Below are 12,810 nucleotides of genomic sequence, written 5' to 3'. Positions count from 1 at the left end.
CCTTCGAGAGGAGTGCTTGACGCCTGTGGCCCATGTTGCGGGCAGAGTGACGGGCCGCCGCATGTGCGGGCCTCAGAAGTGGGTCCGGCTTGAATTCAGCTTTTGATGGCGCCCGAGAGCACGCCCTTGGCGAAGTACTTCTGCAGGAACGGGTACACCAGCAGGATCGGCACCGTCGCCACGACCAGGACGGCCATCTGAATGGTTTGCGGGGCGGCCATGGCCGCGTCGCCCGCCCCGGTTGAACTGGCGATCTGACCGCCGCTCAGGACGTAGGTGCGGAGCACCTGCTGGAGCGGCCAGTGGTCGTCATCCATGTAGATCGACGCCTGAAACCATGAGTTCCAGTAGGTCACGGCGTAGAAGAGGGAGACCATCGCGAGCGCGGCCTTGGAAAGCGGCAGTACCACGGCCACGAGGATCCTGAAGTTTCCCGCACCATCCAGCCGGGCCGCCTCGTACAGTTCCTCCGGAACGGATTGGAAGAACCCCCGCAGGACCACCAGGTTGAAGACACTGATCAGCACCGGGACGATGAGCGCGGCGTAGTTGTTCAGCAGCCCAAGGTTCTTGACCATCAGATAGGTCGGGATCATCCCGGGCGGGAAGAGGAAGGTGAAGAGCACGAGCAGCAGCATGGGTTTGCCGCCGAAGACCTTGGGGCGGGCGAGCGCGTAGGCCAGCATGACCGTGCACACCATGCTCGCCGCCGTCCCGACGACCGTGACCCCGATACTCACCCACAGCGCATGGGTGACGATGCCACCGCTGAAAATCTGCCGGTAGGCCTGCAGAGACGGGTCGCTGGGCCACACCACCCAACCGCCGTTCGCCACGACGGACTCCGTGGACGACAGCGAGGTGGCGATGACGACCAGGAACGGCATGAGGACCAAAAGGATGATCACCGCGAGAGCGGCGCCTTTTGCGGCCAGCGTGACCTTTCGAGGCTTCTCCATCCAGACCGGGCGCACTTGACTGGCCGGCCGACGAATTCTGGGGCGAGTCCCACTGACAGCACTCACTTGTAGACTCCCTGTTCCCCGAGGCGGTGCGAGATCTTGTTTGCGGCGTAGACGAGGATCGCCCCCACCACACCCTTGAAGAGGCCGGCGGCAGCACCGAAGCCGAAGTTTCCGCCGACGATTCCCTTGTAATACACAAAGGTGTCGATGATTTCCGCTGCTTCGGGACCCACAGTTGTTCGCTGCAACAGGATCTGTTCAAAGCCGACGGAGAGGATCTCCCCGATTCGCATGATGAGCAGCAGGATGATGATGGGCCGGATGGAGGGCAGGGTGATGTGCCAGAACCTCCGCCACGGGCCTGCCCCGTCGATGGCCGAGGCCTCGTAGAGCTGATCGTCGACCTGGGTGAGTGCGGCGAGGAAGATGATCGTCCCCCAGCCGCAGTCCTTCCAGATGACCTGCAGCACGGTCAGCGGTTTGAACAGTTCCGGGTTTCCGATGATGTCGACCGTGTGCAGGCCGGCTCCCGACAGTGCGGAATTGAAAAGACCGGCACTGCCCAGCATCTGCTGAGCCATGGCGACCACGATCACCCAGGACATGAAGTGCGGCAAATACACCACCGACTGCACGAACCGCCGAAGGGTGTGCGACGTGAGGCTGTGCAACAGCAGAGCCAGGGCCAACGGGGCAGGGAAATAGAAGATCAACTGCAACCCGGCGATCTCGACCGTATTGAGGGCCGCATGCCAAAAACCCGGGTCACCGAGAAGATCGGTGAAATTCTGGACACCAACCCATGCGCTCGCCCAGAACCCATCGAAAGGAATGTAGTCCTTGAAGGCGATGACGTTGCCGAAGAGAACCGCATAGTGGAATACCAGAAAGTAGACCAGCCCCGGGAGCATGAGAAGGACGAACAGCCGGTCACGCCGGAGTCGCCCGAGCCTCACGAAACGCTGTCTTCTGCGCCGAGGGGAAGGTTCGTCCGGACGGGCCACGCCTGGAGACTCGTCACAGCCGGCCTTGCGGTCCGTTGAGCCGATCTCGGCGAGCCCCGCCTCCGGCCCGCTCATGCCGAGAATCCCGAGTGACGAGATCTTCCGGCGGAGTTCACATGGGAGTAACGCTGCTCTGTCACGGTCGCGACACTATTGGCCAAACTTGGCCGTCACCATGGCCTGAATTGGGCGAGAGTCGGACAGAGTTGTCCTGGAACCGACAGCCGAGGGGGCCTGCCGCGACAACTGTGAGGCCGCCACGGGCCTCCCACGCCGTGGTGCGGGCCTTGGTTACTGCTCTGTGGGTTCCGAGTCAGTCGGGTAGTGGTCCCGGCCCTGGCCGTTGAGGGCGCGCCTGCGGTAGGCAGAGGGCGTCAGCCCGTAGGCGGCTTTGAATCGCCGCGCGAAGTAGCCGGCGTCTCCCCACCCGAGCTGCGCTCCGATCCTTGCGACCGCCTGATCCGTTTGCACCAGAAGCCGGGCCGCGGCTTGCTCCCGCAGTTGGTTGAGGTAGGCGATCGGCGAGACTCCGAGATCGCGCTGAAACAACCGGACGAGGTATGTACGCTCCACCGAGGTCAGAGCGCCCAGTTCCGCAAGGGTCCACAGGCGACCGGGGTCGTCCTCCATCACCTTGACGGCGCATGACACCGCAGGGTGGAGCTTGGCTCGCCGACGACGCGCCACCGAGTCCTCGGCGACCCACGCGTGACTCAGAAGATCGAGGTAGATCAAGAGGTGCCCGATGATCTGGACACGGGAGCGCGGCCCTGAAGTGATGTCACTCATGCTGTACAGCTCTGCGATCGCCGCGCTCAGGTCGCCCGGACCAAGCTGCACCCGCTGGGGAAGCGGCAAGGTCGAAGCGTGCAAACCGGCCATCAAAGGCAACTCGGCATCGAGAAAGGGCAGCGTGGTGTGCACCAGCTCCGGCGCCACGAAACAGTCGAAGACCACCAGATCCTCGCACTCCCGATAGGCATGCCACTGATTCGGCGGAATCACTACGGCGCTGCCTGGGCGAATGGGGTGGTCACCATCGACGGAGACGTGGAGGGCGCGTCCCTGGGTGACGAGGGCGATCTCCAGGAAGTCGTGGTCATGGGCGGCCACGTCAGCGGTGATCTCATGACGATCGGCCCAGACAGGCAGCCCGTCCGAGCGGAACACGGTTGCGCGCTCATATCTGTATCGCGACCCACGAGGCAACTTCGTCCTACTTCCGCACAATCCAGCCCTGCCTGATATCCACACCCCCTTCAATAACATCACGTTCGTGACAGAGCAATGGCCCAGGTTCATGTACCAAGTTCGACACCCGGTTCCCGTGACAGCCACGCCGTTGGTAAGGGGGCTGTAATGCACAAGCCGCCAGCGCACGGCCCTGTCGCCGATGAGCCGCGTGGATGCCGCCCGGAAACGCTGTTGGCCATGGGGCGTGACTCCCTGCGCCTTCAGTTCGGTGAACCCGAGCTCGTACGTCTCCGTGCTGCCGCAACGGTCGCCGAGCCGCTGGTGACCGATGAGTTGACTTCCCAGGGCGTTCGCTCCCGGCTGGCGAAAGTGGAGGTGCTGATCACCTCGTGGGGATGCCCGCCGCTCGACGCCGACGTGCTCAGTGCCGCGCCGCGACTGCGTGCCGTCTTCCACGCCGCCGGCAGCGTGCGGGGGCATATCGACGAACGGGTCCTCGACCGCGGAATCGTGGTCACCACCGCCGCGGACGCCAACGCGGAGCCCGTTGCCCGGTACACGTTGGCCGCCGTGTTGTGGTCCTTCAAGAAGGTTCCCTTCCTGGCCCAGGACGCTCGCAAGTACCGGGAGGACGTGACCTACCGGGATCGCCGGGGCGAGTTGAGCGGGCGCGACCGCACCGTCGTGATCGTGGGCTTCTCGAGGATCGGACGCCGCGTGGCAGCCCTCCTGCGGACGCTGCACGAGGGACCGACTCTCGTGGTGGATCCGTTCGCGGACCCCGCGGAGGTGCACGCGGCAGGTGCCGAACTGCTCGACATGGCTGAGGCGTTGCCGCGCGCCGATGTCCTGTCACTGCACGCGCCGTTGCTGCCCGAGACCCGGCACATGATCGGCGCGGCAGAACTGGCGAGGCTTCGGCCGGGTGCCACTTTGGTCAACACGGCCCGCGGGGCACTGGTGGACACCACGGCACTCGAACACGCCTGTGCGTCGGGACGGCTGGACGCCATCCTCGATGTCACCGATCCCGAGCCGCTTCCCGCAGGCTCTCCCCTCTACGACCTTCCCAACGTCTTGCTGACCCCGCACATAGCAGGATCCCAGGGGACAGAGACACACACCATGGCGCATGCGGCACTCACCGAACTCGAGCGGTACGCGGCGGGACTTCCCCCGTTGCACCCCGTCACCCGAGAGAGCCTGGCGGTACAAGCATGACGAGCCCACTCGACTTCACCCGCTCCCCGCACACCGGATGGACACGGGAACACTGGGAGCGGCTCGCGGACCGGATGCTGACCGCCGTCGAGCCCTACCGCTCCCCCGGCGGCGCCCGGATAGACCTTCCCGGTCCGGTCGGCGGCAGCGGGCCGATCTCCGACGGCTTGGAGGGGTTCGCCCGCACGTTTCTGATCGCAGGCTTCCTCGTGGCCGGCCGCGGCGGTGACGATCCGCGGAACTACCTTGAGAGATACGCCAAGGGCCTGGCCGCGGGCACGAATCCGGCGTCGCCGGAAGCCTGGCCACGTCCCGACGACGGGTTGCACCAGGCGAAGGTGGAAGCCGCTTCCATCGCACTGAGTCTTCAGGCGACTCGACCCTGGTTGTGGGACCACCTGGACGCACGCGTTCGCGAGCAGACCGTCGACTGGCTGTCCGCCGTGCTCGGACAGTGGTATCCGCAGAACAACTGGACATGGTTCCGCATCATCGTGGAATCATTCCTCCGCGAGGTCGGGGGCCCTTGGTCCGCCACGGAGATCGAGGAGAGCCTCGCGCTTCACGCATCGCTACGGGCGGCGAACGGCTGGCTGGCCGACGGGCACGGCCGGCTGTTCGACCACTACAACGGCTGGGCACTGCACCTGTACCCGATGTTGTGGACGCGCCTGTTCGACGTCACCGGAACGCTGTGCCCGCCACCTCTCCGTGACCAGTGGGCTGCGGATCTGAGTCGTTACACCGATGACGTACTGCGCCTCATCGGCGCCAATGGCGCACCCCTGTTTCAAGGTCGCAGCCTCACCTATCGCTTCGCCGCGGCCGCCCCACTGTGGGTGTCCGCGATCACCGGCTCGGGCCGGCAACCGCCCGGACTGCTCCGGCGCGCGGCCAGCGGAATCGTCTCGCATTTCGCGAAGCACGGGGCACTCGAACCGGACGGCCTGCTCAGCCTCGGATGGCACGGTCCCTGGCCCCGGATACGCCAGTCCTATTCGGGGCCGGGCTCTCCGTACTGGGCGGCGAAAGGCATGCTCGGCCTGCTCCTTCCGTCCGACCACGCGGTGTGGACCGATGTCGAGCAACCACTGCCCATCGAGTCGGGCGACATCGCCCGTGTGGTCGAGGCACCCGGCTGGTTGGTGTCCGCCCGCCAGTCGGACGGCTTCGTCACCGTGCTCAACCATGGCACGGACATTTCACGCCCCGGAGAAGCCACCGCCGACTCCCCGCTCTACACCCGGCTCGGCTACTCCACGGCGACCTCGCCCTCACTCACAGGCCCGTCCGTCACCAATCCGGTCGACAACACAGTGGTACTGCTCGACGCCACCGGCAGGGCCAGTCATCGAAGCGGGTTCCGTACGTTGCTCGCACAGGAACTGGCGGACGGTGTGCTCGTCGCCGCCTCGCAGGGGCCTGTGCACTGGATAGACGCAGCCGACGAGACCGGCCCGAACCCCGGAACGGGCCCCGCCGGTACTGTCACCCCTGGCCCGGTCCTCACCGTCGCTTCCGTTGTTCGTGACGGTGTGGAGGTGCGACTGGCGCGAGTCGACAACCCGACATCCGCCGTGCGACTTCGCATCGGGGGTTGGCCCATCGCCTCCTCCAGCCCGCTCCGGTCGGACTCGGACACGTACGAGAAGCCCGTGTTCGCCGAAACAGCCCGCGACGATCTGCGTTCCTTCATCCAAGGAGTACGTGGACTGGACGAAGCCGGCGTCGCCGTCGATCAGGGAACCAGCCCCCTCGGTGAGTACACCGGCGTGCCGTGGCTCGCGACACGGACGGTATCTGCCGGTGACATCGTCGTCGCTGTGGTCGGACTGTCCCGCCAGGCCGACCACGGCCCTGCTCCCGCGGTGGCGGTGGAAGATATCGCCGGCCAAGGAGACCGGATAGTCGTCTCCTGGCCTGAGGCCGAGCCCACAACGTTCATGTTGCCCATGCACCGAACCGACGGGAAGGCGCAGACCACCAGTTACTGACCTTGTCTGTGTGATGTCACCGGAGCGAGTCCGGTCGCGGCCAGGCAACTGTCGGCAGGAAGTAAGCGTTGATCCAGTCGTGGTCGTCGATGAAAACTCGACAGTCGGCAAGATGTCCGACAACTACCCAACATGATCCCGGCATCAATCTCTCTAGGGGGATTTACGATGACAGCGAATAATTCAGATTCCGCTCCTGCCGGCAAGCCGAGTCGCCGGGGCATCCTCAAGGTGGCGACCGCGGTGTCGGGTGGTGCCGTCCTCGGTCTCGCGGTGCCGACTGCGGCCGTAGCCGCCGGGCGAGGACCCCAAGCCACCAGGACCCTGGTCGGGGCGATTCGATGGGACGCCTGGGTGGGCGGAGATTCTCACTACGGAAGCGGTGTAAACCGCACGCTGTCGCCGGACAAGTACCACTTCCGGCTTCCCTTCTATGCCGACATCACGGTTCCGCGGCCAGTGTTGATCGACCAGAGCTTCGACGGCGAAACGACCGGTACCGCTCCCGCCGGTTGGAGCGTAAAGGCCCCAACGGGTACCGACGCGTCCGTCGTTGAGGTGTCCGGAAGAACAGGCAAGTCCGTTCGCCTGCGGAGCTCGTCCGGGTCCACGGCGGTGACAATGGCCCGCACATTCTCCGCGCAGAAACGTGCTGTCACTGTGCAGTGGCAGTGGAAGGAGGCAGCTGCCGGCCAAGGGGCCAGCGCAAGCCTGAGCGGCGGCTCGTCTGTCGCCGTCGATCTGGCAACCCGGGGCGACGCCGGCGCCAAGGAACTTGTCTACCGTGCGTCTGACGGCTCTTGGAACGTTGTCCAAGCCATCGAGAGCGATAGGTGGTACTCGATCAAGATCGTCATCGATCCTACGCCCCCCGAAGCTGCTGCACCGTTTGTCGATATCTTCGTGGACGGGATACGGAAGGTGCGCAATGCGGCGTTCCGCGAATCCGCGACAGTGCTCGACACTCTCGTCTTTGGCACCAGCGAGGGCTCGCCCTGCGAGCTCTACATCGACGATGTCAGTACACGGGTGACCGAGTCCGTCAATAGCGATGCCACGCTCCAGGGCGTCATGGACCGGGAGATCCAATACGCCAAGGATGCCGGAATCGACTACTGGGCTTTCCTCTATTACCCGCAGCAACCGCTGGCCCGAGCCAGGGAGTTGTACCTTTCCAGCAAGAGAAGGGGGGATGTCAACTGGTGCGCCATATTGGACGGCAACTTCACCGGCAGCTATGCCACGAATCTTCCACACCTCGTGGCACAGTTCAGCGAGTCTAATTACCAGCGCGTACTTGGCGGACGGCCACTCGTGTACTTCTTCAGTACGGCCACGGCGGGTCAGGTGGCCACGATGAGGGCCGCTTGTGCACAGGCTGGGCTACCTGATCCGTACATTGTGGTCATGGCGTGGACCGCACAGGGCGCGGCCGACCTCAAGGCCGCCGTGGGCGCCGACGCGGTCAGCCGCTACGCGACTGGCAAGCAAAATGGCCGCCCGTATTCTGAACTCGCTGACGCCGAAGCCGGCCTGTGGGATCAGTACGCAACTGCGGCAGGAAGCGTCGTCCCGACCGTTTCAACAGGTTGGGACAAGCGCACACGGTACGACTATCCACTTTCCTGGGAGCCCAACTATACGGGGTTCAAGGATGAGTGGACACAACAGGCAACACCCAAGGAAATCGCAACACACCTGCAAGGCGCCGTGACCTGGAACCATAGTCATCCGGACAATGCGTCGGCCAGCACGGTCCTCATCTACGCCTGGAACGAATTCGATGAAGGCGGCTGGATCTGCCCGACACTGTTCGAAATCAGGGACGCGGGCAGGCCGCTACGCCTGGACGCCATCGCAGAAGTACCTCGAACCAGTTAGTTCCGGAACACCCAGTCGACCGACCCCCCCGGACGCCGAAAACACATCAAAGGAGACGGCAGTATGCCTGAACGAGATGACGAGCTCGGAGAGAGAGGCACCGGCGGGATCAGCCGGAGGGCGCTGCTTAAAGCAGCACCAATCGCCGCGGGCGGGATTGTTCTGGGTACACCCGGCCCTGCGGTCTCAGCGGGGCGTCCTAGCGTCGGCATCCGCCCAGCAGCAACGTCTGACACGCAACCGACCTTTCACGCGGATGGTTCCGTGTCATACGCCAAGGGTTTGGTTCCGATGAGCGATAAGAATATCCATTACCTGGGCCGATGGAAGGAAAAACCGAACGGATACGTCTACGGATACTACGAAAGCGGCCTCGAACTCAGCTTTACGGGAACCTCCCTTTCTGTGGCGCTTGAGGATACTTGCAGGCTTCTCTACAGCGTAGACGGAGGGGCATTCCAGCGAAATATCAACGCGAAAGATACGTTGACCATTGCATCGGGCCTCAAAGGCGGGAAACACTCGATGCGGATCTATTCGGAGTACCAGCAATCCTTCCCGAGAATGAAGTACTGCCAGATCGACCATGGCGCAAGCACGATACCCTTCACCAAAAGGCCAACCATGGAGTTTGTGGGGGATTCCATTTCGGTGGGGTACATCGGGCCAGGATTGGTCAATTCGCTCGGGAATTCGTTCAGCTTCAAGGCACCTGAACTGCTGAACCTTTCCCATAATACCGTTGCATTTGGAGGGATAGCGGTGGCGGCGGGGTCCGGCGGGCCGGACACGACCGGGATGGTGAGCCGCTACACCAAGCTGTCGGAGTACGTCTCGGGCGAATCGAGCGTTCCGGAATGGGACACCTCGCAGTACACACCCGACTATCTTGTTATTAATCTCGGCACAAACGACCCTGCAACCGGCGAAAAGGCGCAGAATTTCAAGCCTGCGTATACCACCTTCCTCGAAAACATGAGAGCGTACTACCCAGACGCGACGGTCTTCGCAATGACCCCATTCAACGGATCTCACAGGAATGAGATATCCGAAATAGTGAGCGCAAGAAATTCCATCGGGGATGCGAAGGTGATATACATCGATACGTCCGGCTGGATTGATATCGCGACAGAGACAACGGACGGCACCCATCCAACCATCGCCGCCCAGGAGAAGATTTCCGTCAACCTAGCGACTTCGGTTCAGAAATACTTGCAGCGGGATCGCACCTTGCTTGAACGCCGCACCTCCCTCCGTAAGCACGATCAGTCCTGAGCCCCAGCGTGCGCACAGCTAGCGTGCCGAGGAGCGGGGAATCCGGCTCGGCGCGGTCAACTCCAACAACTTCCAGGACGACATCGCGGCCCGCCAAGTCCGGCTCGCCAAGGTGTACTCACGGCTCGGCGACGGCCAGCGCCAGGCCCTGCCGGTGGACCGGAAAGCGCTGGCTTGAGCGCAGAGCCTGGGGGATGTGCCGCGGGCCCACGGGTATCGCTGAGTAGGACCATGCCGGCGGAGTCGTCCGGACAACGCCTCCAGCGGTCAGCGGCGGTGGCCGAGTTGGGTGAGGGCCCGCTCCAGCGTGTCGGTGAAGAAGTCGGCCGCGGCGGCGTCGATGCACAACGGCGGCTTGATTTTGAGGATGTTGAGGTGGTCTCCGGTGGGCTGCACGATCACGCCGAGGTCGAGCATGCGGTCGCAGAGTTCGGCGGTCTCTTCCGTGGCGGGTTCCAACGTGGCGTGGTCCCGGACGAGTTCGAGGCCGAGGTAGAGGCCCGAGCCGTGGACGGCGCCGATGATGTCGTGGTGGCCGGCCAGTGCCTGGAGCCGGCTCTTGAGACGGCCGCCCACGCGTACCGCGTTGCCCTGGAGGTCCTCGTCGCGCAGGGTGTCCAGGACGGTGAGACCCACAACGCTGGAGACCGGACTGCCACCGGTGGATGAGAAGAAGTAGCCCTGGTCACGGTAGCGGTCGGCAACCTCCTTGGACGTGATGACGGCGCCGAGGGGGTGGCCGTTGCCCATGGCCTTGGCCACACAGACAACGTCGGGGACGACCTGTTGCTGCTCGAAGCCCCAGAACCAATGGCCCAGTCGGCCGTAGCCGACCTGGACCTCATCGGCGACGGCCAGGCCGCCGTGGCGGCGGACCGCGGCGTACACCTCGGCGAGGTAGCCCTCGGGCAGGGCCACGCCCCCGGCGTTGCCGTAGAAGGTCTCGCTGAGAAAGGCTCCTGGCGGTCGACCGGAAGCGGCGAGGTCGTCGATCATCGCGGCCGCCTCGGGTCCGTAGCGCACCGCGTCCGCCCCGCGGTGCCGGCCTCGGTAGGAGTTGGGCGAATCCACGGTGTGGGCCCAGCTTGGGCGGGTGGCCAGGGCGTTGGGGTTGTCCTGGAGCGAGGTGGAGACCGCGTCGGAGGCGTAGGTCCAGCCGTGATATGCCTCGCGCAGCGCGACGACATCGGGCTGCCCGGAGGTGCCGATGGCCAGCCGGATGCCCAGATCGACCGCCTCGGAGCCGGAGTTGACCAGGAACACCGTGTCCAGGGGGTCGGGCAGGAGGGCGGCGAGGCGTTCGGTGAACTCCACCACCGAGGCGTAGTGGAAGCGCGAGTTGGTGTTGAGCCGTCGCAGTTGCCGCGAGACCGCCCGCTCCACGCGTGGATGAGCGTGGCCCAGCGGGGTGACATTGTTGACGATGTCGAGGTAGGAGCGGCCCTCGGCGGAGGCCAGATGGTGCCGCCAACCACGCTCGATTCGGGGCGGGTCGGCGTAGTAGTGCTCCTGCACGGTCGCGAACACGGCGTCCCGCCGGTCGAGCAGGTCCGCGTGCTCCTCAGGGCCAGCGGCCGGGAGACCGATGAGCGGGGAAGGGTCCGCGGTGAGCGCGAGCCATCCGGCGGCGTACTCGGGGCGCACCCGCGCGGGGACGGTCGGGCCGTCGGCGCCGCGCAGCCCAAGACGTACCCATGTCCCGGCAGGGAGGTGGGCCAGGTCCTCGCCCGCGCGGAGCGTCGCCCCGGCGGAGATCACGGGGTGGACCGTGTGGGGGAAGGAGACCGTCAGCACCAGCGGGCCGTAGGTGACCGTCAGCTGATTGGGCGCCGCGGCGAGGACCTCGCCGGTGCCGGGAGCCCGCAGCACGGTGGCCCGGCCGAGCCACAGGTCGATGCCGGTGGCCACGGTCGCGGGAGATGCGGCGGACAGGGCAGGGGCCTGGGTGAGTCGCGCCTGCGCGTACCGCGTGACGACCGCGGCCGCGCCGTCGGCGAGCGCGGAGGCCGCCAGCCGGTTCTCGGTGTCCGCTTCGAGCCAGACTCCGTGGTCCAGGGTGTCGGCGCCGGTGGACAGGTCGAGAAGGGAGATGTCATCGGCGGTAAGGCCCCGCAGCAACGGGTGCGCCGGCGCGTCGGCGCGAGCGGGCGCGTCGGGCCGGTCGATCGCGTCCTTGATGAGGTGGGTCATCACGGGAAGTGGCAGGTGGGTGGCCTGCTCGAATATTCGCCACTCGCGGTCGAGCGCGGCCTCGGCGTAAGCGTTCCCCTCGTCGACGGCGGCCTGGTGGCGGCCGCTGGCGACCAGGCCGGCGGCGCGCAGGACCACCAGCGGCCACAGCGCCTCGACCTCCGCCGGGGAGAGCGGCCGGACGGCGTGGAAGGCCCGGATGGCGGGCAGCACGTGGTGCGGTTCGACGCCGTCGTGGTGAAGCATCGAGGAGAGCGACACCGCCAGTTCGCCGACCGCCCAACTCCGGGTCAGGTCACCGAAGTCGATGACTCCGTCGGGCATCGGGAGGCGGCTGGCGGGAGAACGGATCAGGTTGTCGTCGGTGAGGTCGAGGTGTACGGCCTGACAGGGCAGCAGAACGGCGACCTTCTGCACCCGCGTCCAGGCGTCGGTGGTCGCGGTGTGGATGGCGGTGCGGCGGTCGGGCTCGGGGATGTGCTCTGTGAGTTCGGCGACGACGCGGTCGGCGTACCGCGGGTCCCACTGGAGTACACGGTCCAGGCCCGGGTGCCGGAAGTCGCGCAGGGCGACGCTGACCTTCCCCGCGATCGTGCCCATGGCCGCCACCGTGCTCGGGGACAGGTGCCGCGGTCCGGAGAGCGGGCCGCCGGGAAGGTGCTCCAGCAGTCGCGCGATGACCGGCTCGCCTTCGCTGACCACCCTCGCGCGCCGGGGGGAGCCGTCGGGGCGGCGCAGGACGGTGGCGATGCGCAGTTCCGGGTGAGCCGCGGCGATCAGGCCGGCGGCAGTGTCCTGGGCTTCGATCTCCGTCGGGCTGAAGGCCTGGTTGGCGATCTTCAGGACCGCCAGGGGTGTCCCGACGTCGGAGCGCAGCAGGAAGTTGGCGTCCTGCTGGCTTCCCAGTGCCTCCGCACGGGCGGTGATTCCGAGATGTTGGGAGGCGATGCGCTCTGCCTGAGCAGGTGACACCCGCGGCGCGGGAAGCGCGCCCTGGGCGAAGAAGTCGATGGTGCGGTACTCGTCATGCGGCATGCCGGGTTCCTCGGCTTGGTGAGCGGAGCGTGGCGTGGGCGGGCTTGGCGC

General features: G+C 65.6%; 8 protein-coding genes. 4 read left to right on the top strand and 4 right to left on the bottom strand.

All coding sequences use genetic code 11. The annotated features are described in order from the left end of the window. Positions 1-95: 95 nt before the first annotated feature. The 3 genes from JK364_RS38330 to JK364_RS38320 form a co-directional block, all read right to left on the bottom strand. Entirely contained in the window at positions 96-959 is an 864-nt protein-coding gene (locus JK364_RS38330) for a carbohydrate ABC transporter permease (RefSeq protein WP_201856055.1), read from the bottom strand. A 62-nt stretch (positions 960-1,021) separates the two neighbouring features. Next, a complete protein-coding gene (locus JK364_RS38325; protein ID WP_201856054.1) occupies positions 1,022-1,876 on the bottom strand; it encodes an ABC transporter permease in 855 nt (284 codons plus the stop codon). A 384-nt stretch (positions 1,877-2,260) separates the two neighbouring features. Then, entirely contained in the window at positions 2,261-3,139 is an 879-nt protein-coding gene (locus tag JK364_RS38320) for a helix-turn-helix transcriptional regulator (protein WP_201856016.1), read from the bottom strand. A 261-nt stretch (positions 3,140-3,400) separates the two neighbouring features. On the opposite strand from JK364_RS38320, the gene JK364_RS38315 reads away from it, so the two are divergent. The 4 genes from JK364_RS38315 to JK364_RS38300 all read left to right on the top strand — a co-directional run bounded on the left by JK364_RS38315 (position 3,401) and on the right by JK364_RS38300 (position 9,534). Beyond that, the gene (locus JK364_RS38315) at positions 3,401-4,384 is read left to right on the top strand and encodes a hydroxyacid dehydrogenase (protein ID WP_230993115.1); all 984 of its coding nucleotides are present in this window, start codon (positions 3,401-3,403) and stop codon (positions 4,382-4,384) included. After that, the gene (locus JK364_RS38310; protein WP_201856014.1) at positions 4,381-6,378 is read left to right on the top strand and encodes a DUF2264 domain-containing protein; all 1,998 of its coding nucleotides are present in this window, start codon (positions 4,381-4,383) and stop codon (positions 6,376-6,378) included. The genes JK364_RS38315 and JK364_RS38310 overlap by 4 nt, the downstream gene beginning before the upstream one ends. A 168-nt stretch (positions 6,379-6,546) precedes the next feature. Further along, positions 6,547-8,259 (top strand): glycoside hydrolase family 71/99 protein, encoded by a 1,713-nt coding sequence (locus JK364_RS38305; protein WP_201856013.1) that lies wholly within the window; start codon positions 6,547-6,549, stop codon positions 8,257-8,259. 63 nt (positions 8,260-8,322) lie between these two features. Then, a complete protein-coding gene (locus JK364_RS38300; RefSeq protein ID WP_201856012.1) occupies positions 8,323-9,534 on the top strand; it encodes an SGNH/GDSL hydrolase family protein in 1,212 nt (403 codons plus the stop codon). A gap of 267 nt (positions 9,535-9,801) precedes the next feature. On the opposite strand, the gene JK364_RS38295 is transcribed toward JK364_RS38300, so the two are convergent. After that, a complete protein-coding gene (locus tag JK364_RS38295) occupies positions 9,802-12,759 on the bottom strand; it encodes an aminotransferase (protein WP_201856011.1) in 2,958 nt (985 codons plus the stop codon). Between the last annotated feature and the right edge of the window lie 51 nt (positions 12,760-12,810).

The organism is Streptomyces endocoffeicus (assembly GCF_016741935.1).
In the GTDB taxonomy this organism is placed as follows: domain Bacteria; phylum Actinomycetota; class Actinomycetes; order Streptomycetales; family Streptomycetaceae; genus Streptomyces; species Streptomyces endocoffeicus.
This window is presented reverse-complemented; position numbering and strand designations above follow the sequence as displayed.

Coding starts and splice junctions, on each gene's coding strand:
- JK364_RS38315 (WP_230993115.1), top strand. CDS start 3,401: ATGGGGCGTGACTCCCTGCGCCTTCAGTTCGGTGAACCCGAGCTCGTA.
- JK364_RS38325 (WP_201856054.1), bottom strand. CDS start 1,876: ATGCTCCCGGGGCTGGTCTACTTTCTGGTATTCCACTATGCGGTTCTC.
- JK364_RS38305 (WP_201856013.1), top strand. CDS start 6,547: ATGACAGCGAATAATTCAGATTCCGCTCCTGCCGGCAAGCCGAGTCGC.
- JK364_RS38330 (WP_201856055.1), bottom strand. CDS start 959: ATGGAGAAGCCTCGAAAGGTCACGCTGGCCGCAAAAGGCGCCGCTCTC.
- JK364_RS38295 (WP_201856011.1), bottom strand. CDS start 12,759: ATGCCGCATGACGAGTACCGCACCATCGACTTCTTCGCCCAGGGCGCG.
- JK364_RS38300 (WP_201856012.1), top strand. CDS start 8,323: ATGCCTGAACGAGATGACGAGCTCGGAGAGAGAGGCACCGGCGGGATC.
- JK364_RS38310 (WP_201856014.1), top strand. CDS start 4,381: ATGACGAGCCCACTCGACTTCACCCGCTCCCCGCACACCGGATGGACA.